This is a genomic window from Lachnoanaerobaculum sanguinis (assembly GCF_033242365.1).
In the GTDB taxonomy this organism is placed as follows: Bacteria; Bacillota; Clostridia; order Lachnospirales; family Lachnospiraceae; genus Lachnoanaerobaculum; species Lachnoanaerobaculum sanguinis.
In genome coordinates this window covers 1-24,476 of the sequence record NZ_BTHK01000011.1, presented here as the reverse complement: position 1 = coordinate 24,476, position 24,476 = coordinate 1, and the positions used below count along the sequence as shown (strand labels likewise).

At 37.9% G+C, this 24,476-nt stretch carries 26 protein-coding genes and 1 tRNA gene; all 27 read right to left on the bottom strand.

Going from position 1 to position 24,476, the window contains the following annotated elements; all coding sequences use genetic code 11:
- Window positions 1–59: 59 nt before the first annotated feature.
- The 27 genes from rpsJ to rpoD all read right to left on the bottom strand — a co-directional run bounded on the left by rpsJ (window position 60) and on the right by rpoD (window position 24,090).
- The gene (gene rpsJ / locus SBH76_RS08415; protein WP_007593367.1) at window positions 60–377 is read right to left on the bottom strand and encodes a 30S ribosomal protein S10; all 318 of its coding nucleotides are present in this window, start codon (window positions 375–377) and stop codon (window positions 60–62) included.
- Between the two features lie 323 nt (window positions 378–700).
- Window positions 701–1,249: a folate family ECF transporter S component gene (locus SBH76_RS08410; protein ID WP_317977476.1), complete on the bottom strand. Its 549-nt coding sequence runs from the start codon at window positions 1,247–1,249 to the stop codon at window positions 701–703.
- Between the two features lie 9 nt (window positions 1,250–1,258).
- Entirely contained in the window at window positions 1,259–2,434 is a 1,176-nt protein-coding gene (locus SBH76_RS08405; RefSeq protein WP_317977475.1) for an NAD(P)-dependent malic enzyme, read from the bottom strand.
- 202 nt (window positions 2,435–2,636) lie between these two features.
- Window positions 2,637–2,719, bottom strand: a tRNA-Leu gene (locus SBH76_RS08400).
- A 57-nt stretch (window positions 2,720–2,776) separates the two neighbouring features.
- Complete coding sequence (locus SBH76_RS08395; protein ID WP_317977474.1) at window positions 2,777–2,953, bottom strand: hypothetical protein; 177 nt, start codon at window positions 2,951–2,953, stop codon at window positions 2,777–2,779.
- 51 nt (window positions 2,954–3,004) lie between these two features.
- A complete protein-coding gene (locus SBH76_RS08390; RefSeq protein ID WP_317977473.1) occupies window positions 3,005–3,535 on the bottom strand; it encodes a class I SAM-dependent methyltransferase in 531 nt (176 codons plus the stop codon).
- Between the two features lie 126 nt (window positions 3,536–3,661).
- Window positions 3,662–5,023 (bottom strand): MATE family efflux transporter, encoded by a 1,362-nt coding sequence (locus tag SBH76_RS08385; protein WP_317977472.1) that lies wholly within the window; start codon window positions 5,021–5,023, stop codon window positions 3,662–3,664.
- 85 nt (window positions 5,024–5,108) lie between these two features.
- Window positions 5,109–6,146: an electron transfer flavoprotein subunit alpha/FixB family protein gene (locus tag SBH76_RS08380; protein WP_317977471.1), complete on the bottom strand. Its 1,038-nt coding sequence runs from the start codon at window positions 6,144–6,146 to the stop codon at window positions 5,109–5,111.
- A complete protein-coding gene (locus SBH76_RS08375; protein ID WP_007593381.1) occupies window positions 6,146–6,958 on the bottom strand; it encodes an electron transfer flavoprotein subunit beta/FixA family protein in 813 nt (270 codons plus the stop codon). Before SBH76_RS08375 ends, SBH76_RS08380 begins: the two co-directional genes overlap by 1 nt.
- An 8-nt stretch (window positions 6,959–6,966) precedes the next feature.
- Window positions 6,967–8,109 (bottom strand): acryloyl-CoA reductase, encoded by a 1,143-nt coding sequence (gene acrC, locus SBH76_RS08370; RefSeq protein ID WP_317977470.1) that lies wholly within the window; start codon window positions 8,107–8,109, stop codon window positions 6,967–6,969.
- A gap of 13 nt (window positions 8,110–8,122) precedes the next feature.
- Window positions 8,123–9,691, bottom strand: coding sequence for a CoA transferase (locus SBH76_RS08365; protein ID WP_317977469.1), 1,569 nt, complete (start codon window positions 9,689–9,691; stop codon window positions 8,123–8,125).
- 12 nt (window positions 9,692–9,703) lie between these two features.
- On the bottom strand, window positions 9,704–10,159 hold the full coding sequence (locus SBH76_RS08360) for a hypothetical protein (protein WP_007593385.1): 456 nt from the start codon (window positions 10,157–10,159) through the stop codon (window positions 9,704–9,706).
- Between the two features lie 63 nt (window positions 10,160–10,222).
- Complete coding sequence (locus tag SBH76_RS08355; RefSeq protein ID WP_317977468.1) at window positions 10,223–11,479, bottom strand: Zn-dependent hydrolase; 1,257 nt, start codon at window positions 11,477–11,479, stop codon at window positions 10,223–10,225.
- A 91-nt stretch (window positions 11,480–11,570) separates the two neighbouring features.
- Window positions 11,571–12,941: a dihydropyrimidinase gene (gene hydA, locus SBH76_RS08350; protein ID WP_317977467.1), complete on the bottom strand. Its 1,371-nt coding sequence runs from the start codon at window positions 12,939–12,941 to the stop codon at window positions 11,571–11,573.
- Window positions 12,942–12,961: 20 nt separating this feature from the next.
- Window positions 12,962–14,224 carry an NAD-dependent dihydropyrimidine dehydrogenase subunit PreA gene (preA, locus tag SBH76_RS08345; protein ID WP_317977466.1) on the bottom strand — a complete coding sequence of 421 codons (1,263 nt, stop codon included), beginning with the start codon at window positions 14,222–14,224 and terminating at the stop codon, window positions 12,962–12,964.
- 10 nt (window positions 14,225–14,234) lie between these two features.
- Window positions 14,235–15,443, bottom strand: coding sequence for an FAD-dependent oxidoreductase (locus tag SBH76_RS08340; protein ID WP_317977465.1), 1,209 nt, complete (start codon window positions 15,441–15,443; stop codon window positions 14,235–14,237).
- 25 nt (window positions 15,444–15,468) lie between these two features.
- Complete coding sequence (locus SBH76_RS08335; RefSeq protein WP_007593390.1) at window positions 15,469–15,978, bottom strand: DUF1097 domain-containing protein; 510 nt, start codon at window positions 15,976–15,978, stop codon at window positions 15,469–15,471.
- Between the two features lie 406 nt (window positions 15,979–16,384).
- The gene (locus tag SBH76_RS08330) at window positions 16,385–17,242 is read right to left on the bottom strand and encodes a MerR family transcriptional regulator (protein WP_317977464.1); all 858 of its coding nucleotides are present in this window, start codon (window positions 17,240–17,242) and stop codon (window positions 16,385–16,387) included.
- Between the two features lie 36 nt (window positions 17,243–17,278).
- Window positions 17,279–18,232, bottom strand: a complete 954-nt coding sequence (locus SBH76_RS08325; protein ID WP_315035378.1) for an L-lactate dehydrogenase — start codon at window positions 18,230–18,232, stop codon at window positions 17,279–17,281.
- Window positions 18,222–18,977: a 23S rRNA (guanosine(2251)-2'-O)-methyltransferase RlmB gene (gene rlmB / locus SBH76_RS08320; protein ID WP_317977463.1), complete on the bottom strand. Its 756-nt coding sequence runs from the start codon at window positions 18,975–18,977 to the stop codon at window positions 18,222–18,224. The genes SBH76_RS08325 and rlmB overlap by 11 nt, the downstream gene beginning before the upstream one ends.
- Window positions 18,974–19,426, bottom strand: coding sequence for a Mini-ribonuclease 3 (locus SBH76_RS08315; protein ID WP_034213163.1), 453 nt, complete (start codon window positions 19,424–19,426; stop codon window positions 18,974–18,976). Before SBH76_RS08315 ends, rlmB begins: the two co-directional genes overlap by 4 nt.
- Window positions 19,411–20,820: a cysteine--tRNA ligase gene (gene cysS, locus SBH76_RS08310; protein WP_317977462.1), complete on the bottom strand. Its 1,410-nt coding sequence runs from the start codon at window positions 20,818–20,820 to the stop codon at window positions 19,411–19,413. The genes SBH76_RS08315 and cysS overlap by 16 nt, the downstream gene beginning before the upstream one ends.
- Before the next feature lie 10 nt (window positions 20,821–20,830).
- On the bottom strand, window positions 20,831–21,373 hold the full coding sequence (gene ispF / locus SBH76_RS08305; RefSeq protein ID WP_317977461.1) for a 2-C-methyl-D-erythritol 2,4-cyclodiphosphate synthase: 543 nt from the start codon (window positions 21,371–21,373) through the stop codon (window positions 20,831–20,833).
- Between the two features lie 120 nt (window positions 21,374–21,493).
- The gene (locus tag SBH76_RS08300) at window positions 21,494–21,736 is read right to left on the bottom strand and encodes an HPr family phosphocarrier protein (protein WP_009663010.1); all 243 of its coding nucleotides are present in this window, start codon (window positions 21,734–21,736) and stop codon (window positions 21,494–21,496) included.
- 117 nt (window positions 21,737–21,853) lie between these two features.
- The gene (locus tag SBH76_RS08295; RefSeq protein WP_007593403.1) at window positions 21,854–22,120 is read right to left on the bottom strand and encodes an HPr family phosphocarrier protein; all 267 of its coding nucleotides are present in this window, start codon (window positions 22,118–22,120) and stop codon (window positions 21,854–21,856) included.
- 84 nt (window positions 22,121–22,204) lie between these two features.
- Entirely contained in the window at window positions 22,205–22,849 is a 645-nt protein-coding gene (locus tag SBH76_RS08290; protein ID WP_317977529.1) for an epoxyqueuosine reductase QueH, read from the bottom strand.
- On the bottom strand, window positions 22,849–24,090 hold the full coding sequence (rpoD, locus tag SBH76_RS08285; protein ID WP_432706865.1) for an RNA polymerase sigma factor RpoD: 1,242 nt from the start codon (window positions 24,088–24,090) through the stop codon (window positions 22,849–22,851). The genes SBH76_RS08290 and rpoD overlap by 1 nt, the downstream gene beginning before the upstream one ends.
- Between the last annotated feature and the right edge of the window lie 386 nt (window positions 24,091–24,476).

Genomic DNA, 24,476 nt, shown 5'->3' with positions numbered 1-24,476 from the left:
TATTCTACAGCGGAGCACTCTGTGCTCATCCTAGAGCAGGATTAACGCTATTTAGCGGATTATCTACTCTTCATTTTGATGTCTATGTTCACACCTGCAGGCATTTCCAATCTGGAAAGTGCATCAACAGTCTTCTGTGATGGTGCAATGACATCAATCAGTCTCTTGTGTGTTCTCTGCTCGAACTGCTCACGAGAGTCTTTGTACTTATGTACAGCTCTAAGGATAGTAACCACTTCCTTCTTTGTTGGTAGTGGAACAGGTCCTGAAACAGCTGCTCCTGTCTTCTTTACAGTATCAACAATTCTTGCAGCACAGCTGTCAACTAATTGATGATCATAAGCTTTTAATGTGATTCTCATTACCTGATTTGCCATAAAAAAAGCCGCCTCCTTTTCAATCTTTATAAAAGAAATTGACAAGTGGTGACTGTACACTCTTCCGTGCGTGTCATAGTGACTAACCCACGAAAATACTCAATATGAGATGCTGTTTGTACAGTGACTTGTCGCCAGTTTTTGCAACATGACCTTCGCTCCACATAAAACCCGTAAACGGCAACCTATGCTTCTTAGCTATCAATGTCACAGCCATACTAGGATAGCACAAACAAAAACCGATTGCAAGCACTTTTTTAAAATTATTTTTATTTTTATTTCACAGCTTTTATAGTATTTTCGTGAGTTGTATTTTAATACTTCTAATCGAAGTTTTTTCTTAAGTTATGCTGCTCCATAAACTTTAATATAGCAAATGCCATAAAACTGTTTATAGGAAGTAAAATCATGTTTTTTACCGCTCTCATAGGTAAAATAGCAAGGAAGGCTTTTCCGTATAATATATTGAGCCAAAGTGTACCAAGCAATATATTACATAAAAAGCTTACCAAAACTTCAGCTACCAATATCCTTGTTATCGAAACAGGCTTTTTATATAGAACACTTCCATATATAAGGCCTGCTATAACAGCATTAAATGTAAATCCCGGAAAGAAAGGTCCGGTAGGCTTTATCATATATTTTACAATATCGGTAATTGCACCGAATATACTTCCGACTATCGGTCCGAACAAATATCCTATACTTACAGTAGTCAATGAGGAAAAACCGATTTTTAGGAAATTTCCTATTTGAACGGTAAAAGCACCAAGTATAATTGACAGTGCCACAAACATTGCAACTGTCGTAATCGTTTTTACTTTTTTCAATTCATTATATGAAAATAAAAATATCTCTTTTATATCTTCCATAACTATATCCTACTTTCTGACAGCACCGCTATCTATAGCGGCTTTTTCTACCGACTTGGCTACAGCCTGCGCCACCGACTTATCAAGTGCGGAAGGTATAATATTTTCCGCATTAAGATCCTCAGGCTTTATATACTCCGCAATAGCCTTTGCCGCCGCCTTTTTCATATCATAATTAATATCTCTTGCGCCTGCATTAAGCGCCCCTCTGAATATACCCGGGAAAGCAAGTACATTATTGATTTGATTCGGTCTGTCACTTCTTCCGGTTCCCATTACAGCTACCCCTGCTTTTATTGCCTCGTCATATGAAATCTCAGGGTTCGGATTTGCCATGGCAAAGACTATCGGCTTGTCAGCCATTGTCTTTATCATATCCTCGGTAAGGATATTTGCTACAGAAACTCCTATAAACACATCCGCACCTGCAAGAGCATCAGATAAGTTTCCTCTCATATCGTTAAGATTGGTAACTGTACACAGCCACTCCTTATGATCTTTGATACCCTGAGGTCTGGTCTTATACAGTATACCGAACTCATCACAGGCCGTTATATCCTTCACACCTGATTCCAAAAGCATTTTTATAATTGCAGTACCGGCGCTTCCGGGTCCGTTCAGCACAACTTTTATTTCAGACATTTCCTTTTTTACAAGCTTGAGAGCATTAATAAGTGCCGCTGTAACAACTATTGCGGTACCGTGCTGGTCATCATGAAATACAGGTATCTCAAGTTCTTTCTCAAGTCTTTCTTCTATTTCAAAGCATTTCGGTGAGGCAATATCCTCCAGGTTTATTCCACCGAAGCATGGCGCAATATTCTTTACAGTCTTTATTATCTCCTCCGTATCCTTTGTATCTACGCATATAGGAAAAGCGTCCACATCACCGAACTCTTTAAAAAGTATTGCCTTACCCTCCATTACAGGCATTGCGGCCTTCGGGCCTATATCTCCAAGTCCAAGCACAGCCGTTCCGTCTGAAACTACCGCCACAAGATTTTTCTTTGCAGTATACTTCCACACATTTTCAGGATCCTTTGCAATCTCTCTACAAGGTTGTGCTACTCCGGGAGTGTATGCAGTACTCAAATCATCTCTGTTATTTATTTTTATTTTACTTACAACGGCAATCTTACCGCCGTTTTCCTCATGTAATTTTAAAGCTTCTTTACTATAATCCATATTGCCACCTTTATAAAAGTCTTATAAAAATTCTTTGATGTATTCTAGCATAAAAAGACTTACTTTTCCATTTTATAGGAAGAATTTTAAAACTTTCTATGCAATGTCCAATTTTATCCCTTTATATCCGATTTGATACTATATTTTTAATGTAAAATATTTTTGCATTAAAAAAACTGTATGAATTCCTCATACAGTCTAATGCCGGTGGCGAGACTCGAACTCGCACACCCTTTCGAATAACAGATTTTGAGTCTGTCGCGTCTGCCATTCCGCCACACCGGCTCATTACTTGACAATATTAGCATATGAGCGCAATATTTGCAAGTAATTTTTTATTGTTTACGCTTTTCTTCCTGCAAAACAAATATACCCAAGTTCCCTTTTATTATCCATCATAAAAGAGCGCATTCTCTGAAAATATTCTTTATTAAATTCCTGTAATCCTGTTTTTATAATACTTAATGCTTCGAATATTCCCTCATCTTTCATCATTCCCGGAATACTCATAAGTGTCATAGGGCCTGTTTTACTTTCCACTTTAAATCCGACCCTTTCAAAGCAGGATTCCTAACCATCGCTCAAAAGAGGTTCAACATTTACATTTATAGCTCTGCTAAGTCCTATTCGAAGCTCCTTCGCCCTTTCATTATTATCTGTAATTAAAACCACATCCTGAGTTACTACCATTCCACCCGGTTTTAATACCCTATAATACTCTCTTAAAGCTTTTTCCTTTTGATCTCCCAAAAGCATTGTAAGCATCGCTTCATTGATTACCACATCAAAACTCTCATCTTCAAAAGGCAGATCAAATGCATTTCCACATATGGCTTTTACTTTGTTCTCCAATCCATTATCTTTTATTTTCTTCTCAGCCTTTTCAATTGCCTTCTCATCAAGATCCACCCCCACAATATCACATCCATATTTTTTTGCTATATGAACTAAAGTAGTCCCCATATTGCAGGCAACCTCAAGAACTTTTGAGTCCTCCTTAATATCAGCCTTTTCAAGCAGCCAGTTAGTTGCCTCTATTCCTCCCGGTCTAAGCCTTGTCTTACCAATTCTTGCCAGGAATTCATGTCCTTTTTCCGCCATAATAATCCTCCTGTATATAAAACTATATTCGCTTTAGTTAGGTTTATCTAACCAAATTATAACATATTGTTTCTAAAATATACAGAACATAATTGTATTTATATATGTTATAGTTTAAATAAAGCGCTATCTACTACCAATATTTTCCATATCTATTTTTGTATTCTTATATAGTACAAAGCTGAACACTACACAAATCAACTCCGTTATCAAAAATGCGCTCCATATTCCTTTTATACCGAATGTCTTTGAGCCGACAAATATCACCGGAACCAGTACCAAAAGTTGTCTGCAAAGATTTATCAATATGCTTTTGCCTACATTCTTTGTGGACTGCATATATGATGCAATCATTGTGGTAATTCCAACAAATACATAGCTAAGACTCATTATCCTGATACCAAAAATTCCAAACTCAAACATCTCTTTCGGAGGATTAAAGGTCAGCAATATATTTTTTGTAAAAGTCCAAAGCATTACTATACTGAATGATGTAAGTATTATTGCAACAATTGTGCCTATCTTTAGACTCTCCTTTAATCTGTCCTCTCTTTTTGCACCGTAGTTATAGCTCATAACAGGTATACATCCCTGTATAAGTCCGTTTAATGTCATTATTACCATCTGCTGTATCTTAAAATACGCTCCAAAAAAAGCTATTGCAATCTCCGAATATTGTTTCAAAAAGAGATTTGTATTATATACCATTGCCGCACCAAGCACATTCATTATAAAAGACGGAAAACCCACTACAAAGATATCCATTATATGATTAAACCGAAGTATAAAGTATTTTAAACCGAGTTTAACCTTTTGCTTTTGGAATATCAATACCAAAAATGCCAAAATAGTAGAGACAGTATATCCCATAACTGTTGCAATAGCAGCACCTTTCACTCCCATCGGTTTAAATCCGAAGTATCCGAATATAAGTATAGGATCAAATATAAGATTGGTTAATACACCCGCTATTTGAAAGCACATAGGTGCCAGCATATTTCCGGTTCCCTGCAATACTTTTTGTATACAAATATGTACTGCACATGGAATTGCCATAAATACACATATATCCATATACTCCAGTGCCAAACCGATAGTCTCCGGATCACTTGTAAATGAAAGTATAAATCCCCTCATAATGTTCATTGTTATAAAAGTTACCAAACTGCTCACAACAAAAGACACTATTATTCCATTGGCAACTATCGTATTAGCCTTTTCCTCATCCTTTTCCCCGAGGTATTTTGCTACAAGCACACTTACTCCTACTCCAATCCAAATGGCTATAGCAATATAAAGTGTAGTAATAGGAAAAATTATTGATACAGCGCTTAATGATTTCTCGCTGACACATGATACAAATATACAATCCAAAAGATTGTAAGAGTATTGCATGCACATAGAAATAAGAGGCGGTATGGACATCTTTAAAATTAGAGATTTTATCGGTTCCACCTCCATTTTATTTTTAACACATACTTCTTCCATATCTCCTCCTTAATTTTTCAAACCTTAAATAAACAAAATCAGGGGCAGCATCAGCCACCCCATATTCAAAATTACCGACAATCGACTATAATGTAAACTCTCCCGATTCTATACTTGAAACAAGAGCCGGTATGATTTCTTTTAAATCACCTACAATGCCATAATCACAAATATCAAATATAGGTGCATTTTTATCTGTGTTTATTGCAACAATATACTTTGACTCACTCATTCCTGCCAAATGCTGTATAGCTCCCGATATACCGCAAGCAATATAAAGATCGGGTCTTACTGTAGTTCCTGTTTGTCCTACCTGATGAGAAGAATCTATCCATCCTGCATCCACACAGGCACGTGATGAACCGACTTCACCGCCCAAAGCTTTAGCCAGACTTTCAATCAAAGCAAAACCGTCCTTATTTTTGATACCTCTTCCTCCGGATACTATAATCTTGGCATCTGTCAGATTTACTCGTTCTTTGTCATGCTCAACTGTTCCTAACAGTTTTGTTCTTATATCCTCTTCTTTAAGTTCAGGGATAATTTTCTCAAAAATTGCACCCGACTTACCTGTTTTCTTGGCTCTTGCCATTACTCCCGGTCTTACTGTAGCCATTTGAGGTCTGTTTTTAGGACATATAATAGTCGCCATAATATTTCCGCCAAAAGCCGGTCTTGTCATAAGAAGCTTCTTATCTTCTGCATCCACCTCGAGTCCGGTACAATCTGCAGTAAGTCCTGTTCCAAGTCTTGCAGCAAGTCTCGGTCCTATGTCCCTGCCGATTGAAGTTGCCCCTACTAAGAGCACTTCAGGTTTTCTTTTCTTTACTTCTTTTGATAATACTTCAACAAAACCAAATGTTGAAAAGTCTTTTAAAAGCTCATGTTCTACATAGTATACCGTATCAACATCATACTCCACAAGCTCCCCTGCAGCCTCTTCTATATTGTATCCGGGTACAATAACTGCAAGTTGCTTTCCAAGCTCATTTGCAAGTTTTCTTCCCTCACCCATAAGCTCCAATGTTATAGGTAATATCTTACCGTTTACAGATTCCGCAAGTACCCATACATCTTTATAGGCATTTAGATTAATGTCTTGATTTACCTTTGCTCTTTCCACTACTTGGCACCTCCGGACTGTATCAATTTATTTTCGTATAGCTTTGTTAAAAGAAGTTTAGCCTTTTCCATAGCTGTATTTCCTTCTATAAACTCACTATGTTTTTCTTTTACAGGTACAAACGAGCGGTGTACATTTGTAGGCGATCCCTTAATACCTATCTGTGTTTCATCTACATTCAAATCATCAAAGGTCAACACCTCTACCAACTCCTCATCGCTCTCATAAGCCTTGAAGATCCCCTTTACACTTGGATATCTTACAGTATTAAGTTCCTTAATAGCTGTAATAAGGGCAGGCAGTTTAACTTCAAATTCATAGTCCTTTGATTCACAATATCTCTTAACAGTTACCGCACCGTCTTTAAGTTTCAGCTCTTTGGCATATGTCACCTGTGGAATATTAAGGAATTCCGCTATTTCAGGTCCAACCTGTGCAGTATCACCGTCTATAGCCTGTCTACCGCATATTATAAGGTCATAACCTCCGATTTTTTCTATAGCCGCTGCCAATATAGTTGCTGTAGCCCAAGTATCGGATCCGCCGAATTTTCTGTCACTTATAAGATAAGCGCTGTCCGCCCCCATAGCCAAAGCTTCAAGTAAAGCCTCTTTTGCCTGCATAGGTCCCATACTAAGTACAACGACCTGCGCACCTTTTTCATCCTTTAACCTTAATGCCGCTTCTAGGGCATTTTTATCATCCGGATTTATTATACTCTCCACTCCGTCTCTGATAAGTGTTTTTGTCTCAGGGTTAATCTTGACCTCACTTGTATTTGGCACCTGCTTTATACATACAATGATTTTCATAATACCCCCTATTTCAGCACTTCTCTGGCTATAACAACCTTGTGAATCTCTGAAGTACCTTCGTATATTTCTGTTATTTTTGCATCACGATACATTCTTTCCAATGGATAATCTCTCATATATCCATAACCACCATGTATCTGCAATGCTTTATCCGTTACTTCAACAGCTACTTTTGATGCATTAAGCTTTGCCATTGCCGCCTCTTTTGTATGTGGCATTCCACTGACTTTCAAGTTTGCAGCTCTGTAGGTCATCCATCTTGCACATTCAACCTTTGTAGCCATTTCTGCCAGATACCACTGTAATCCCTGCAATGAAGAAATCGGTCTGCCAAATTGTACTCTTTCTTTTGTGTACTTTACGCTTTCATCCAATGCACCTGCCGCTATTCCCACAGCCTGTGCGGCAATTCCTATCCTCGCACCGTCAAGTGCAGTCATTGCAATCTTAAAGCCCTTTCCAAGAGGACCGATAAGATTTTCTTTAGGAACTCTGCAATTATCAAATATCAGCTCTGCCGTTTCAGAGCCATGCAGTCCCATCTTATCTTCAATCTTACCTATTGAAAATCCCGGTGTTCCACGCTCCACAAGTATACAACTAAGCCCCTTGGTCTTTAATTCAGGTGATGTAAGAGCAAATACCAATACATACTTTGCCAAACCGCCACCTGTTATAAAGCATTTTGTACCGTTTAGAACATACTCTTGTGTACTCTCATCAAATATTGCAGTTGTTCTTGCACTTCCCGCATCAGATCCGGCATTCGGCTCGGTGAGGGCAAATGCCCCCAACTCTCCACCTGCACATACTACAGGTAAATACTTTTGTTTTTGTTCTTCAGTACCGAACTTTCCCAGTACTGAAGCAAATATAGTATGTATTGAAAGTGTTGCAGCGGTAGAACCGCAATGTTTTGCTATTTCTTCTACAGCAATTATCTTTTCAATATCGCTACCGCCGCTACCTCCGTATTTTTCCTCGGTTCCTATACCTGTTAGCCCCATCTTTGTCATTTCCAGGAATAGATCCTTTGGGAATTTACCGCTTCTATCTATTTCTTCAGCTCTGGGTTTTACCATATTTTCGCTGAAGTCAGCCACTGTTTTTTTCAGCATCAGCTGTGCTTTGGAAAAATTAAGATCCATTTCTTTTCCTCCACTAGATTATGCCTTCTTCTTTTAATTGCTTTAATGTTTCATCATCAAAGCCGTAAACCTCTTTATTATGCTGTCCAAGTAAAGGTGCAGGTGTATCTACACTTCCCGGTGTTTCACTAAGCTTTATAGGGCAACCCTGTATATACATATCTCCAATTGTAGGATGTTCAACATGTACCATCATCTCTCTTGCTTTAAAATGAGGATGCTCAATAGCTTCCTTCATATCAAGTATCTGTCCGCAAGGTATTCCGACCTCTTCAAACATACTCTCCACTTCAGCCTTACCTCTTTGCTTAACCCAGTCCACAATTATTTCGTGTAAACCGTCATTGTAATTTTTGATTCTGAGATCATTGGTTGCAAATTTCTCATTCGTAACAAGATCAGGTCTTCCGATCACATCACAGAATACCTTAAACAGCTTATCTGTACCTACTCCTAAAGCAATATATCCGTCTTTAGCCTCATATACATTAAAAGGTGATACTGTCGCATCTATATTTCCCTGTCTCTGAGGTATTATTCCCTTAAGAGTTGTATATATTATCGCATTTTCAAGCAATGTAAATATAGTATCCGCCATAGCTACATCTACCTGCTGGCCTTCACCGCTTATATTTCTTCTGTAAAGAGCCATAAGTACACCTACACATAGGTAAATACCTGTAACATTATCAGCTACCGACACACCGCATTTTACAGGTGGTGCATCCATATAACCTGTAAGATTTATCATTCCTCCGAGAGCCTGTGCTACGATATCATAACATGGTCTGTTTGAGAACGGGCCGTACTGTCCGAATCCGCTACCTGAAGCATAAATTATTCTCGGATTTATCTTCTTTAATGTCTCATAGTCAACTTGTAATTTCTTTGTTACTCCGACTCTGAAGTTTTCTACCACCACATCAGCCTCTCTGACAAGGTCATAGAAAATCTCTCTTCCTTTTTCAGTCTTTAAGTTAAGAGTAACTCCTTTTTTATTTCTGTTTATAAATGCATAAAATCCGCTCTCACCGCTATTGTCATCCATTGGAGGCCAATATCTTGACTGATCACCTGTAAGAGGCTCTATCTTTATAACCTCAGCACCGTTGTCTGCTAAAAGTGCGGTACAGAAAGGACCGTTATATGCATGTGTAAGATCAAGAACTTTCAGCCCCTCAAGGGCTTTTGCTTTCTTTTTCTCCTTCTTTGCAGGAATAACATATTCAAAAATACATACAGTTGAAAGAGGAGGATCCTCCAAAACATCTATAGAGCTTTCAAACTCAGGCTCCTCAGGGATAACCGCAACCTTAAATGAACGCACTTCGATAATTGCTCTTCCGTTTTCTTCACCCAAAAGTCTCGCCTTATACTCCATATAATCTCCGGCAAAACATGGCACAAACAATCTTACTTTTCTTACCTTTGCACATCTGCTCTGATTTCCATAAACCTTAGTCATCAATCTGTTTGCGGTATCTTCCATCAAAGTAATAGACCTTGCACCGTTTACAACTCCTCCACCGTAGAAAACATCTCTATCGGACATTCTATATCTTAATGTAACTTCAGTACTCATAATACCCCCTTATTAAAGATCAAGTTCTCTCCAAGGGTCAATAACTTCACCACTTGGCTGATTTCCACGTTGTAATTCTTTCTTTACTACAAGTACTACAGTACCTTCAGTAATCAATTTTGGAGGATCAAAATAATACATATCTCCCGGATTTGCATCTTTGATACCCATTCTATACGCAGGTGTTGCAACCTTATATGTACTTATTCTACAGGTTCTTGATGTATTTCCCACCTTTAGCATCTCTGCTCTAAAATTAAGTTGATCACCTACATACGCATCTTCATACAGTTCAACATCTGTATATCCAAGGCACAAAGATTCATCTCCGTCATTTAATATCATCAACTCTGTTTCAACATCACCGATAAAATCAAACTGTCTTCCAAACGGTATTTTTCCGTCAACATTATTTGCATCGGCAGTTGTCATATTGTAATTTAATTCCGCTACTTTTCTAACACTCATTTCACACCTCTGTTCTACTGTAATGTTGGGGCCAAAATATTTGACCCCAACACTTAAATCATATTATTGAGCATCACACTTCAATACTGCATTCAAAAGTACGCTGGCACCCTTTGTACACTGCTCAACCGGTGTAAACTCCTCTTCGCAATGTGAGTGTCCGTCCTTTGAAGGTACAAATATCATTGTAGTAGGCATCATATAACTTACAAACTGTGCATCATGTCCTGCACCTGAGTTAATTCTCTGATTTGAATATCCGAGCTCATTTACAGCTTCTGTTACATAACCTACCAGCTTCTCATCATAGTAAACTGTGTCTCGTGACCATGCCCTCTCATAACCTGTAGTACAGCCTACTATTTCCTTCGGCATATTCTTTATTACTTCAACAACCTGCTCTATAACCTTAGGATCCTCATGTCTTGCATCAATTGAGAACTCTACAAAATCAGGAATAACTGTATGTACATTTGGATGACATACTATCTCACCTGTGGTATATACTAATGCCTTATCAAGCTTATCAAGCTCATCATGAAGATACTGTAAAAGCTTTGCAGCTGCATATAATGCATCTTTTCTATATGGCATAGGAGTTGTTCCTGCATGATCTGACTGTCCGAACGCTTTGATTCTGTAGTTTATCATTCCAAGAACACAGGTAACTATTCCGATATCATTCTTTGCAGCCTCAAGGATAGGTCCCTGCTCAATATGAAGCTCGAACATTGCCTTATAATCCTTAGGATTTAATCTGTTTGCTACATCTCCCTTATAGCCGCTTGCTTCAAGAGCCTCTTTAAATGTCTTATTCTTATCAAGAACCGAGGTTGATGCCAGCATGTCCTCATGCTTAAACTTCTTTCCAATCTCTTCAGGCAAATAATCGTTACAGATAACACCTGATGACATCATAGCCGGTGGATATAATGAACCTTCCTCATTGGTCCAAATCATTGCTACAAGATTGTGTTTATGAGGTATCTTCTGTTCTGCAACAGTCTCCAAGACCTCCATAGCTCCCATTACACCTAAAATACCGTCATAGTTTCCACCGTTTCTAACCGAATCTGAATGTGAAGCCATAACAATTGCAGGTAAGGTAGGATCGCTACCCTCTAATGTTGCATACATATTTGCCATATCATCGGTCTTAATCTTTGCACCGATAGCTTCCATTCTTCTTTTGAATTCAGCTCTTGCCATAAGATTTTCTTTTGAAAGAGAATATCTTGTGATACCGCCATGTCCTGCATCACCAAACTGACTCATGGTCTTGATTTTATCTGCCATTCTATCTTCGCTACACTTATACATATTACCCCCTATTAAAACAACATATTATTTAAAATCGTACTGCCACTACCTATATATAAAGCAGTGACAGTAAAATACAATCATTAATACTTTAACTTCTAGGTACTCTCTTTACGAATCTACCCATTCCCGGCTTTCCAACGAAATCTCCGTTATCATAGACAAGCTGTCCTCTAAGGAATGTCTTTACAGGATATCCATGAAGCTTCTTTCCTTCCCATATGGTATGGTCATAGTCGGAATGCATATTATTTATACTTATTGTAAAATCCTTATCCCTGTCATAAATAACTATATCCGCATCATTCCCTACTATGACTCCGCCCTTCTTATCACATCCGAATATTCTTGCCGGATTTGTTGAGCAAAGAGCTACCGCCTGTGAGAAAGTGATTTTACCTGAATTAGCTGCATCAAGCATATACGGATACATATTTTCTACACCTGCACATCCGTTTGGAATCTTTGTAAAGTCGTCTATACCCCAATCCTTTTCATAACTTTGGAACGGGCAGTGATCTGTTGCAACAACATCAACCTGATTTTTCTTTATAGCTTCCCAAAGAGCCTGTCTGCTTTCCTCTCCCTTTATAGGAGGTGAGCATACAAAGTTTCTTCCGTCCTCTCTCTTATATACCTCACATGTAAACTCAAGATACTGTGGGCAGGTCTCCACATAAATAGGTACGCCCTCTTTCTTACCTTCTATACATGCTTCAAGTCCTTCCTTGTCAGCCATATGGACAATGTAGAGCGGTGCATCCAAATGCTTACACCAATGCAAAGCTCTTCTGTCGGCTTCAGCCTCAACAAACTCCTGACGTGCCAGATAGTGATACCAAGGACTCAAGTTTCCTTCTTTTTTAAACTTAGCTTCAAAATAATCTATCATATCGGAATTCTCTGCATGAACATTTACCAATGCTCCAAGTTCCTTTGCTCTGAGAAGCAAAGTCGCAAACATTCCGTCATCCACCATCATTCCGGCTTTTTTGTAAACCATGAAGCATTTGTAAGAAGTAATACCTTCTTTAACGGCTTCTTCCATCTCTTCAAGTATCTGACCGTCATTAAAGTCTGTAATAATACAATGAGATGCCCAGTCCACACATGCTTCTTTTTCAAGTATGGCTTTTTTGGAATTTACCAAATCCATAATGGTGCCACCTTTTCTCTGAACCGGATAGTCAAATATTGTAGTAACACCTCCACAGGCTGCAGCTCTGGTACCTGAAAGGTAACTGTCTGCAGAAATTGTTCCTCCAAAAGGCATGGCCAGATGGGTATGTACATCCAATGCTCCCGGAAGTACAAGTTTTCCTGTAGCATCCACTACTTCCTTGGCATCCATATCAAGATTCATTCCCATCTCAACAATCTTACCGTCTTTTACACCTACGTCACATGGGAACATATCCGTTGCCGTAACTACAGTTCCACCCTTAATAATTAAATCTAACATAGATCAACCCCCCTGATATATTATAGATAACTATTATTTTCCTTTAAATTTATGGTATGATTATCATTCTTATCCTTATAAACAAGTTTTCCCGGTTGTATACAATGCATTACCGGACAAACATTTAAGCAAAGATGACATCCTACACATTTATCTTCATTTATTGTAGGTACTCTGGTTGCATAGTCATATTCAATGGCCTGATGTGCCGCATCAAAGCATGATACATAACATCTTCCACATCCGACACATTTTTCTTTATCAATCTGAACCAGAATCTTATATGATCTGTCCAAATCATCGGCACCTACAATATTTCCTACAGCAGTGCCCACTATATCCTGAAGTTTATTGATTCCGTAATCATTCATATAATGTGACATACCGCTTATCATATCTTCAACAATTCTATATCCATATTGCATTACTGCAGTTGTTACCTGAAGATTTGATGCACCTAACATCAAAAACTCAAGACAATCTCTCCAAGTCTCTATACCGCCCATTCCGGTTATAGGAACTTTACTTACAATAGGATCATGCATTAAATCTGATATAAATCTAAGTGCAATAGGTTTTACCGCCGCTCCGGAATACCCTGATATTGCAGATTTTCCGTTTACAACAGGCATTCCTGTTCTTAAGTTTATATCAAGATTTGTGATAGATTTTACCGTATTGATTGCAGCTATTCCTTTTGCACCGCCTTCTATAGCGGCTCTTGCAGGAATCTCCATATTTCCAAGATTCGGTGTCATCTTTGCTATTATCGGCAATTTAGTACTTGAAGAAGCCACTTCACAATAATGTTTTACCAAATCAGGATTTTGTCCTACATCAGAACCCATAGTGGATGATGTCATCTGTGGACATGAGAAATTACACTCAATCATATCCGCTCCGGCCTTTTCAGACTCTTTCGCAAGTATTGCCCACTCGTCATCACTAGCGCCCATAATACTTGAAACTATCACTTTATTCGGAAAATCCTTCTTTAATTGCCTAATGAACTCAAAGTTTACTTCATTCGGCTTGTCTGAAGTCATCTCCATATTCTTAAATCCGGTCCAAGGTGTTCCCTCTTTTGAGGCTATATCAAATCTTGGGGAACATTCATTTGGTATAAAAACACTTATTGTTTTATAAAAAATACCACCCCAACCGGCTCTCAGTGCCTTGGCACACATTTCATAATTACTGCCTACAGGTGAAGAAGATAGAAAAAAAGGATTCTCACAATCAACACCTAAAAAATTTATTGATAAATCTTTTTTCAAAGCCATATTAATCTCCTCACCTTATATAATCTAATATCTGGTAAGCCGCTTCTTTTCCTTCATGAACAGACTCTACCACTGTTATACCGACACCATGTAATGCGTCACCGCCGGTGAATACTCCATCACCTGCCATAAGTCCTTTATAATCCTCTACCTGGTCCTGACCTATAGCAAAGATAACCATATCTGCCTTAAGTGTCATCTCATTATCGTCCTTCATTCCCTTTGCAACAAGAGCTCTTACATGACCGTTTTCCCCACAGATCTTTTCAGGCGCAAATCCTGTATAAATAGGAATTCCCATCTCTCTTACAAAAGAAATCTCTTCAATATTTGCAGGTGCTTCTTCTATAGTTCTTCTATAGCAGATACATGTTTTCTCAGCACCCAATTGTCTTGCGGTTGTAGCACAATCCATCGCTACATCACCACCACCGATTACAATTACTCTCTCCGGAAGCTCTTTTGTCTCACCGGTTCTTGCTTTAAACAAGAAATCAATAGCCGATTCAACGCCCTTAAGCTCGCTGCCTTCTACTGCAACCTTCTTTGAATCCCAAAGTCCGACTCCGACAAATACGGCGTCATACTCACTCTTTAGCTTAGGAATATCTTCAAATTTTATTTCCTTATTAAATTCAAACTTTACTCCCAGCTCTTTTATAAGTTCTATATCAAAATCCACAACTCTGTCGGGAAGTCTTGTAGGTGTAATACCATATCTCAAAACTCCACCGGCCTTAGCCTGCTTTTCAAAAACAGTTGTATCCACTCCTGCAAGTGCAAGCTCTCTTGCGCAAGCAAGTGATGCAGGTCCGGCACCTATCAGCGCTACCTTCTTTCCGATCTTTTCTCCGGCACTGATAAACTTTGCCGATATAGTCTGTTCTTCTTCAACCAGATATCTTTGTATTTTACCGATCTGTATAGGCTTGTCTATTCCACATCTACTACATTCTTCTTCACACATTCTGTCATAAGGACATACCCAGGCACATGAACCACCTAAAGGATTGTTTTCTCTTATTGTCTCTGCAGCACCTTTTATGTTCTTAAATCTCAGTGAGCGAATGAACTTAGCCGGGTCTGTCCCTGCCGGACATCCCTTAGAACAAGGTGCATCTTCACATAGAAGACACCTGGATGCTTCCTCCATGGCAAGTCTGTAATTAAAGCCTTCCGACTTCTCCATGCCATATGCCAATTTTAAAATTTTGCTCATATTAAAACCCCTTACTTTTTGATTCTTAATCCTCTAAAAATTTAGCAATAACCCAGTCTTTTTTATCAGTCTTCTTGAAAAACTTTGCTAATATAAATCTACCCAGATAATCCGATGCGAGCCCAACGATATTTCCCAGGATAAAGCAAATAATCAACATCTTCCAATTACCACCTGATGCAAAAGCACTAAAGCCGCCCATAAATGTGCAAGTTGCAAATCTGGTTAAATCACAATGTGTGATATAGATGATAACTCCACTGAATATTCCTGTTATCAATCCGTTAAACCATAGACTTCCGTTTACATTTACACATAGCCAAATGATTGTACATCCGATAAAGATACCTGCCATATTACTGCATAATGATCTGATAAAACCGTTTTTACCACAACCTGCTGCATAATAAGATGTACATCCTGCAAAGCCTACCCAAGTTGCTATCAGCGGACCGGCAAACATAGCTGAAATATATGTCCATAGGCCACATACAATTATGTTTGATATGGTATTTGATATAATAAATCCCGCCATACTGTCCTCCTTTCCTACATATTTTGTTTTTAAATGTTAAATAATTAACTATTATTTGTTTAAGAACTTATTTTATTCAATTATTATCTTAGAATATACAGCTATTGTATATTCAAGTTAATTTTTTCTGAATTTAACATATATTTTATCTGTATTTCCTTTTTGTCTCCTATAAATTTATTGCTAAAAGAATAAATTTTCGTATAATTAATTTAATAAAAAATAACTTTAATCTTTCTTTTGTGCATATTTCCATTTTTTGAAAGTAATCTTACACAATATCAACTTTATATTTTTGTTAGTTATGCCTATCTCAAAATTTTGTAACCTTATTTATGTAAAACAAAAAAGCCTCCCCTAAGGGGAGACTTTTTACCGGTATATAAATATACTCTTTATTCAATTATTAGTTTCTCGGTTTTACCGGAACTATTATTTTTACTATATGTCGATCTGTATTAGGCAGATCCACCGGTGAAAGCATAAATCTTTCTGTCACAGGTCCATCCACCATAAGCTCGTTTTCTTCTATCCATCTTTTCAGAGAAATATATGTATGCACTATATCGCTGTAATCGCCGACATGTATAGCATTGGCGGCAAGAAAGTTTCCGAATTTCTTTACTTCAACATCCTTGATATCATTTTCAACTACAATGGAAAACTCCACCTCACAATCTCTGTGAATAAATTGTCCAAACATCTCAGTATGATAGGATACAAGTATATCACCCTGAATATTCAGATTCCTTTCTTTTGCAGACTCTATAATATCTATCCATTTTTCCAGACTGACTTTTTCGTTCTTATAAGACTGCATCATGGTAGTTTTACCAAATACATATACTTCTCTTTGCTTTTCAAGCTTAAAAGAACTTTCTACATTGTAATTATTACTGTCTTCAAGTATTCTTTGCGCAGATTTAATTTTATTATTTAAAGTAGCAGCTTCTTCATACTTTTTATTGAGCTCAATAATTTCATCTTTTATGGAGTTTTGTTTTTTTGTCACTATAAGTTCTATCTTTTGAATATTATCTTCTTTTAATATATTTCTAACCTCTTCCAGCGAAAAGCCCATATATCTGAGCCTCTTTATGATAAAAAGCCTTACCATTTGATCATGACTATAATATCTGTAATTATTGTTTTCCTGTCTTATACTTGGAACCATTACATTTATTTTGTCGTAATATCTTAAAGTCTTTATAGGAATATTACATATTTCCGATACTCTCCCAATAGAATAATATTTGTCTTTCAAGTCTACCCTCCAAAATGAAACAAAGATGTCTCTATTTTATTTCTCTTCCAGCTCTTTATATGTAGCTCTAAGCTCCTCACAGGATTTTGCAAACTTTGCCTTTTCCTCGTCTGTAAGAGAGAATTCAAGTATTCTTTGGATTCCTGCACTGTTTATCACACATGGGACTCCAACGAATACATCATTTTGTCCGTATTCACCGCGAAGATTTGCAGATACTGTAAGAACCGAGTTCTCATCACCCAGTATTGCCTTTGTAATTCTTGTAAGGCTCATTCCTATACCGTAGTATGTAGCTCTCTTAGCTTCTATTATCTTATAAGCGGCCGTTCTTACATCGTCTTCAATGCGATCAAGCTCTTCTATATTCAATTTGCCCTTTGATTCGGCTATAAGATCTGTTATAGGCTTTGTTGCAAGCATTGCATTTGACCAAGGAACAAACTCCGAATCACCATGTTCGCCTATAACATAGGCATGCACGCTTCTCGGATCAGCCTGTATATATGAGCCGAGAAGATATCTAAGTCTTGCAGAGTCAAGTGCCGTACCCGATCCGATTACTCTTCTCGGATTAAATCCCGAAAGCTTATATGTAATCTCAGTCATTATATCTACAGGGTTTGTAGCAACAAGGAATATTCCGTTAAATCCGCTCTCCGTAATAGGGTCGATAATGGATTTGAACACTTCCATATTTCTCTTTAAAAGATCCCTTCTGCTCTCTCCCGGCGCCTGAGCAACACCTGCACATATTACGACAATGTCCGCATTTGTACAGTCGCTGTAATCTCCCGCCCAGATTCTCATATGTGAGCCTGAAAAGGCAAGACCATGGTTTAAATCCATAGCTTCACCCTCTGCTCTTAATTTATTTACATCTATAAGAACAAGCTCGTCCACAACATTTTGGTTTAACATAGCATATGCGTAGCTCATGCCGACCATACCGCATCCTACAAGAACAACTTTTCTCTTATCACTTTTCATATATTGCTCCTTTCGCAATCCTCTGTCTGACTATCTCATAAGCCAATACACCACAGGCAACGGATGCATTGAGTGAATCAATATCACCGTTCATAGGTATAGAAGCTATGAAATCGCAATTTTTCCTGACGCTTTCACTTACTCCGTCTCCCTCATTACCTATTACAAGTCCGATACTTCCCGTCAAATCAATATTATACATCCTTTCGCCGCCCATGTCTGCACAAACAAACCACATTCCTGCATCTTTCAGCTCCTGCATGATTTTATTTATATTGGTGACTTTGGCAACAGGCGTATAATTTATAGCTCCTGCTGAAGCCCTTGCCACTACGGCAGTAAGCCCTACAGCTCTGTGTTTAGGTATAATCACTCCATGAGCACCGCTGAGATTGGCTGTTCTTATAATTGCACCGAGATTATGCGGATCCTCTATGCCGTCTAAAATAAATACAAAAGGCGGCTCATTTTTTTGTCTTGCCTTTTCCAGTATATCCTCAACACTTGCATATTCATATGCAGCAACTATGGCAATAACTCCCTGATGCTTTCCGGTCTCGCTCATTGTGTCAAGTCTGTCCTTACTTACAAAATTTACATATGTACCGTGCTTTTTGGCTTCTCTTAATATTGTAGAAACTGTATAGTCCTTCAAACCGTCCTGCAAGTATAATTTGTCAACAGTTTTACCGCTTCTGAAAGCCTCTATTACCACATTTCTGCCTTCTATGGCATTTTCATTCATATATTCTTTACTCCAATATCATTATTTTCCAAGAATCTGTCAAGACCGGTTTTGACAAGTTCAAGCGCTCTGTCAAACTGATTGTCCAGATATAAAAAACCTATAAGACTTTCAAATCCGGTAGCATATTTATAATCAGTCATACTGGCATTCTTTGCCATGGTATGCGGAGAAGAGTTCCTACCCCTTTTAAATATGGTGAACTCTTCCTCGCTTAACTCATCCTTTATCAGTTTTATAATTTGTGCCTGTGCTCCGGCTTTTACAAGAGAAGTGGCATCCTTATTAAGTTTATTTACCGGGCGGTTTCCACCTGATACCAGAATACTTCTTATTATAAGTTCATATACCGCATCACCTATATAAGCCAGTACCAATGGAGAAAACTCTTTTGCATCCCTTTTTTCTATATTAAAAGGTTTCAGAAGATAATCTAAGATCTCTTCCATTTAACTCCCTCTCTTGTATCTTCAAGTACAATACCTCTCTCAAGGAGATTGTTTCTGATCTTATCAGCAAGTGCAAAATCCTTATTCTTTCTGGCCTGAGTTCTCTGCTCTATCAGATCCTCTATTTCGCTGTCAAGAATTTCGGTCTTTCTTTCTGTAATAATTCCAAGTACGTCACAAAGCGGCTCTATTATATTTAAAAGTCCGTTTGCATACTCTGTTGTGCTGTTTTCATTTAATGAAGTGTTTGAAAGCTTTATAAGCTCAAATATAGCACTTATCGCATCAGCCGTATTGAAATCATCATCCATCGCGGCTACAAACTTATCCTTTAATACCTTTGCCATCTCAAGATTTGAGAGCTCGGCATCTGTAATCGGTGAAGTATTATTCTTCTTCTGAACATCCTTTAAGTTTTCAACACCTGTAAGAATTCTCTCCAAGCTGTTCTTTGAAGCTTCCATAAGCTCCGCCGAGAAATTAAGAGGACTTCTGTAGTGTGCGGAGAGCATAAAAAATCTTAATACCTGAAGATCGTACTTCTCACTGATATCTCTTACTGTAAAGAAATTACCTAAAGATTTACTCATCTTCTTATTGTCAATATTTAAGAACGCATTATGCATCCAATAATTTGCAAAGCTCTTTCCGCTTGCCGACTCCGACTGAGCTATCTCGTTTTCATGATGTGGGAAGATAAGGTCTTCTCCGCCGCCATGGATATCTATCTGATCGCCAAGATATTTTTTACTCATTACGGAACATTCTATATGCCATCCCGGTCTTCCCTTTGACCATGGTGAATCCCAGTAAGGCTCTCCGTCTTTTTTAGGTTTCCAAAGCACGAAGTCATTGCTGTCTTCCTTTTTGTCCTCACCCGTTACCTTAATCTCTCTGAATCCGGACTGAAGTTCATCAATATTCTTATGTGAAAGCTTACCGTATCCGTCAAAGCTTTTTACTCTGAAATATACCGTACCGTCCTTTGCCACATATGCATGGCCGTTTTCGATAAGAGTTGATATCATCTCCTCCATACCGCCTATCTCTTCTGTTGCCAGAGGATTTTTTGTTGCAGGAAGCACATTCATTGCCTCCATATCTTTCTTACATTCATTTATATATCTTGTGGAAATTACAGAGGCATCAACGCCCTCTTCTATCGCCTTATTGATTATCTTATCATCAACATCCGTAAAGTTTGAAACATAGTTTACATCATATCCTCTGTATTCAAAATATCTTCTTACCGTATCAAAGAAAATCATCGGTCTGGCATTTCCGATATGTATCAAATTGTAGACTGTAGGTCCGCAGACATACATTCTTACTTTTCCCTCTTCAATAGGTACAAACTCTTCTTTCCTTTTAGAAAGTGTATTAAAAATCTTCATAAAATTCCTTTTATCCTTTACTTGGGCATCCGTTGCAGCCGGTGCAATCCTTTGAATCTGTAGATACATAAAAAGCATCTCTTACCGAATTCAACAGACAGACACTGTGCGCAGATATACCGCTTTCATTTCCTGTAAAGCCAAGCCCCTCTTCTGTGGTCGCCTTTATATTCAATTGGCTCGGTGATATACTCAGCGTATCACATATCACTTCCTTCATCCTATCAATATGAGGAGCAATTTTAGGCTTTTGCGCAATAACAGTTGCATCTATATTTTCTATTATATATGCATTCTCGTCAAGTATATTAGCAACTTTTTTCAAAAGCACAACACTGCTTACATCCTTATATTCCGCTTTTGTATCCGGAAAATGTTTTCCTATATCCCCAAGTCCTGCAGCTCCAAGTAAAGAGTCCATTATCGCATGTAAAAGCACATCCGCATCCGAATGCCCGAGAAGTCCCAGAGTATGCTCTATCTCCACTCCTCCGATTATAAGCTTTCTGCCTTCTACAAGTCTGTGAACATCATATCCATGTCCTATTCTCATAATTACCTTTCCGTCTCTTCTATATGAAAAAACAGGCAAGTCAAAGACCTGCCTGTATGTTAAACAACTACCGGTCAAGCCGGCTTATTTTAAACCATTTATGATATTTCATAAATATGCTTAAGCTATTTTCTCGATTCCCTTCATATGGTCATCTAAAAAAGCTTCCAATTCTTCGTTCTCGCCTGAATATCTGACTGCCAAAACATGTCTAAGGTCCATGCTCAGCACTCCTATAATAGATTTTGCGTCAATCATGATACTGTTGTCATATAAATCCACATCAAAATCACACCCGGTAGCAACTTTAACAAAGTTCTTAGCGTCTTCAACCGACAGAAGGCGGATTTTTCTTTCTTTCATATCTATACCTCATTTTATAACATCGTATTTTGCACAATACAAAATACATTGCATTATTTAACCACCAAATATAGGCATTTGTCAAGTATGATATGTTACAAATAGAAAAATTATTTATTATTTTTCACCAAGGCCTGACTCGATAGCCTCTACCAAAGTCTTCATTGCTTCCTCTTCGTCATCACCTTCAACTATCAGATTTACCTCTGTGCCTGACTTGATACCTGCAGCCATAACATTAAGTACGCTCTTAGCAACTATCTTCTTCTCACCGTACTCAATTATTATATCTGATTTAAACTTCATTGCTGTCTGTGACAGAACTCCTGCCGGACGTAGGTGCAAACCTGAAGGATTCTTGATAGTAATTTTTCTACTTAACATAATAATCTTCCTTTCATATTTCAAGATCTTTTGATCATTGATATAAACATTACCTATTAATTATAAATCAAAGTATACCAATCGTCAAACGATATTCTCTCTTGCCTTGGCTCTTTCAATCGACTCTCTTTTTGAAAATGAGCATCCGCAATAATCCTGCCTGTATAGCTCATGTTCCTTAGACAAATCCACAGATCTCTTATATCCGTTTTTCTTCTTAAAATCGCTTGGCAAATACTTTACATTATATTCTTTAGCCACCTCTTCACCTATTTCACAAAGTTTTTCGGCATTCTTCATAGGTGAAATTGTAAGAGAAGTTGTAAAATAGTCAAAACCGTAATCTGATGCCGCTTTTGCAGCCTCATGCAGTCTTAGCTCGAAGCAGATATCACATCTTTTTCCGCCCTCTTTTTCATTTTCATAGCCCTTTATTCTGCTGTGAAAAATACTCGGATCATAATCTCCTTCAATAAATTTTACCTCTGAAGTAAAATCCATCTCTTCTATCAGCCTCTTTGCTTCTTCCACCCTGAGCCTATATTCCTTGGTGTCATCAATATTCGGGTTGTAAAAAAACACAGTCAAATCAAAATGCTTTTCCAAATATTCCATACAATATGATGAACACGGTCCGCAACAGGCATGAAGAAGAAGCCTTGGGCGATTGCCCAAAGCTTCCTCTTTCTTTATAATATCTTCCAATTCTTTTTGTAAATTTCTCTTCATCACGCCAAAAAGTCCCTGATTCTCTTTGATCTGACAGGATTTCTGAGCTTTCTCAAAGCCTTAGCCTCAATCTGTCTTATTCTCTCTCTTGTTACCTTAAACTCTTTTCCTACTTCCTCCAAGGTTCTAGGATGTCCATCCTCAAGACCGAATCTAAGCACAATAACCTGTCTTTCTCTTTCTTTCAAGTCTCCAAGCAATGTATCGATATGCTCTCTGAGCATTACCGATTCGACATTTCCCTCAGGTGTCAAAACATTTGCATCGGCTACAAAATCTCCAAGGTTTGAATCATCTTCCTCACCTATAGGAGTCTCCAAAGATGCCGGCTCTCTTGCAATCTGCATTATTTCCATGACCTTTTCTTCTGTCATATCAAGTGCATTTGCAAGTTCTGTAACACTTGGCTCATAACCCAGTTCCAAAGTAAGTTTTCTTTGCATTTTGCTCATCTTGTTTATGGTCTCTACCATATGTACCGGAACTCTTATGGTTCTTGCCTGATCTGCAAGTGCTCTTGTTACAGATTGTCTGATCCACCATGTAGCATATGTTGAAAGCTTAAAGCCCTTTGTGTAGTCAAACTTCTCTACACCTTTTATAAGGCCTAAATTACCCTCCTGTACCAAGTCAAGGAAACTCATTCCTCTTCCTGTGTATCTCTTTGCAATACTTACAACCAAACGAAGGTTAGCTTCTATAAGACGCTGCTTTGCGTATTCATCGCCATCCTGTTTTCTTTTCGCCAATTCAAGCTCTTCATTTGCTGTCAAGAGAGGTACAGTACCTATTTCTTTAAGATACATTCTTACAGGGTCCTCAGTACCTACACCTTCAAGCAGGTCAATCGCACTGAGATCTATGTCCTCTTCAGAGTCCTTGTCAAACTCATCATCGTCGTCTAAGAGTAGTGAGTCATCATCTGCAATACTGTCTATATTATCAATATTGTCAATATCAATATTAATATCATCCGAGATGTTTTCATTGATCTCAATACCCTTGTTCTCAAGGTAAGAATAAATCTGCTCTACGTTGTCGGCATTCAGCTCCGTACCCGCAAAAAAATCATTTATCTCACCTATATTAAGTTTCATGTCAGAAGCCATGCCCTTATTTACAAGTTCCTCCAGTTTCTGTAAGAACTCCTGCGGTGACATCTTTTTCTTATTTGCACTTTCACTGCCTTTTGATGCCTTACTTCCTGTAGTATTTCGGTTTTCTTTAGCCACTAAGATCATCCCTTCACAAATAGATGCCGATAATTGACATATCTATTTTTATTTTATCTGCAAACAATCTGAAATAAATGCACGTTCTTAAAATGAATATAATCAGCCATTGTATTTACTTCTATCATTTGCATTGACATTATAATGCTTTTAATATTTTTTTTCAAGCGGATATTTATACAGTAAAATTGAAAATAATATCAAAAGAGCCTGTAAATTACTTTGTCGAGTATAATACAAGCTCTTTACCGAATTTTCATACCCGTCTTCCGTCGAAGTACTATGAAAGTTCCGACGTTTTAAATTTCTAATAAGCTATTTAGTTTTATGCAATTCTTTTAAATCCCTTATTTTAAAGGCTTTTCTGACATAAAAAATATTTCAAAAAATTTGAA

What these genes read in the sequence shown, in the direction of transcription:
- rpsJ (WP_007593367.1), bottom strand. Translation starts at nt 377, where the DNA reads ATGGCAAATCAGGTAATGAGAATCACATTAAAAGCTTATGATCATCAA.
- SBH76_RS08365 (WP_317977469.1), bottom strand. Translation starts at nt 9,691, where the DNA reads ATGAGTACTGAAGTTACATTAAGATATAGAATGTCCGATAGAGATGTT.
- SBH76_RS08355 (WP_317977468.1), bottom strand. Translation starts at nt 11,479, where the DNA reads ATGTATAAGTGTAGCGAAGATAGAATGGCAGATAAAATCAAGACCATG.
- SBH76_RS08375 (WP_007593381.1), bottom strand. Translation starts at nt 6,958, where the DNA reads ATGAAAATCATTGTATGTATAAAGCAGGTGCCAAATACAAGTGAGGTC.
- SBH76_RS08410 (WP_317977476.1), bottom strand. Translation starts at nt 1,249, where the DNA reads ATGGAAGATATAAAAGAGATATTTTTATTTTCATATAATGAATTGAAA.
- hydA (WP_317977467.1), bottom strand. Translation starts at nt 12,941, where the DNA reads ATGTTAGATTTAATTATTAAGGGTGGAACTGTAGTTACGGCAACGGAT.
- SBH76_RS08335 (WP_007593390.1), bottom strand. Translation starts at nt 15,978, where the DNA reads ATGGCGGGATTTATTATATCAAATACCATATCAAACATAATTGTATGT.
- SBH76_RS08295 (WP_007593403.1), bottom strand. Translation starts at nt 22,120, where the DNA reads ATGTTAAGTAGAAAAATTACTATCAAGAATCCTTCAGGTTTGCACCTA.
- SBH76_RS08360 (WP_007593385.1), bottom strand. Translation starts at nt 10,159, where the DNA reads ATGAGTGTTAGAAAAGTAGCGGAATTAAATTACAATATGACAACTGCC.
- ispF (WP_317977461.1), bottom strand. Translation starts at nt 21,373, where the DNA reads ATGAGAATAGGACATGGATATGATGTTCACAGACTTGTAGAAGGCAGA.
- SBH76_RS08315 (WP_034213163.1), bottom strand. Translation starts at nt 19,426, where the DNA reads ATGGAAGAGATCTTAGATTATCTTCTGAAACCTTTTAATATAGAAAAA.
- SBH76_RS08290 (WP_317977529.1), bottom strand. Translation starts at nt 22,849, where the DNA reads ATGAAGAGAAATTTACAAAAAGAATTGGAAGATATTATAAAGAAAGAG.
- SBH76_RS08385 (WP_317977472.1), bottom strand. Translation starts at nt 5,023, where the DNA reads ATGGAAGAAGTATGTGTTAAAAATAAAATGGAGGTGGAACCGATAAAA.
- rpoD (WP_432706865.1), bottom strand. Translation starts at nt 24,090, where the DNA reads ATGATCTTAGTGGCTAAAGAAAACCGAAATACTACAGGAAGTAAGGCA.
- preA (WP_317977466.1), bottom strand. Translation starts at nt 14,224, where the DNA reads ATGGCTTTGAAAAAAGATTTATCAATAAATTTTTTAGGTGTTGATTGT.
- SBH76_RS08340 (WP_317977465.1), bottom strand. Translation starts at nt 15,443, where the DNA reads ATGAGCAAAATTTTAAAATTGGCATATGGCATGGAGAAGTCGGAAGGC.
- acrC (WP_317977470.1), bottom strand. Translation starts at nt 8,109, where the DNA reads ATGGATCTTAATTTTTCCAAAGCACAGCTGATGCTGAAAAAAACAGTG.
- SBH76_RS08300 (WP_009663010.1), bottom strand. Translation starts at nt 21,736, where the DNA reads ATGAAAGAAAGAAAAATCCGCCTTCTGTCGGTTGAAGACGCTAAGAAC.
- rlmB (WP_317977463.1), bottom strand. Translation starts at nt 18,977, where the DNA reads ATGAATGAAAATGCCATAGAAGGCAGAAATGTGGTAATAGAGGCTTTC.
- cysS (WP_317977462.1), bottom strand. Translation starts at nt 20,820, where the DNA reads ATGAAGATTTTTAATACACTTTCTAAAAGGAAAGAAGAGTTTGTACCT.
- SBH76_RS08395 (WP_317977474.1), bottom strand. Translation starts at nt 2,953, where the DNA reads ATGACACTTATGAGTATTCCGGGAATGATGAAAGATGAGGGAATATTC.
- SBH76_RS08405 (WP_317977475.1), bottom strand. Translation starts at nt 2,434, where the DNA reads ATGGATTATAGTAAAGAAGCTTTAAAATTACATGAGGAAAACGGCGGT.
- SBH76_RS08325 (WP_315035378.1), bottom strand. Translation starts at nt 18,232, where the DNA reads ATGAAAAGTGATAAGAGAAAAGTTGTTCTTGTAGGATGCGGTATGGTC.
- SBH76_RS08390 (WP_317977473.1), bottom strand. Translation starts at nt 3,535, where the DNA reads ATGGCGGAAAAAGGACATGAATTCCTGGCAAGAATTGGTAAGACAAGG.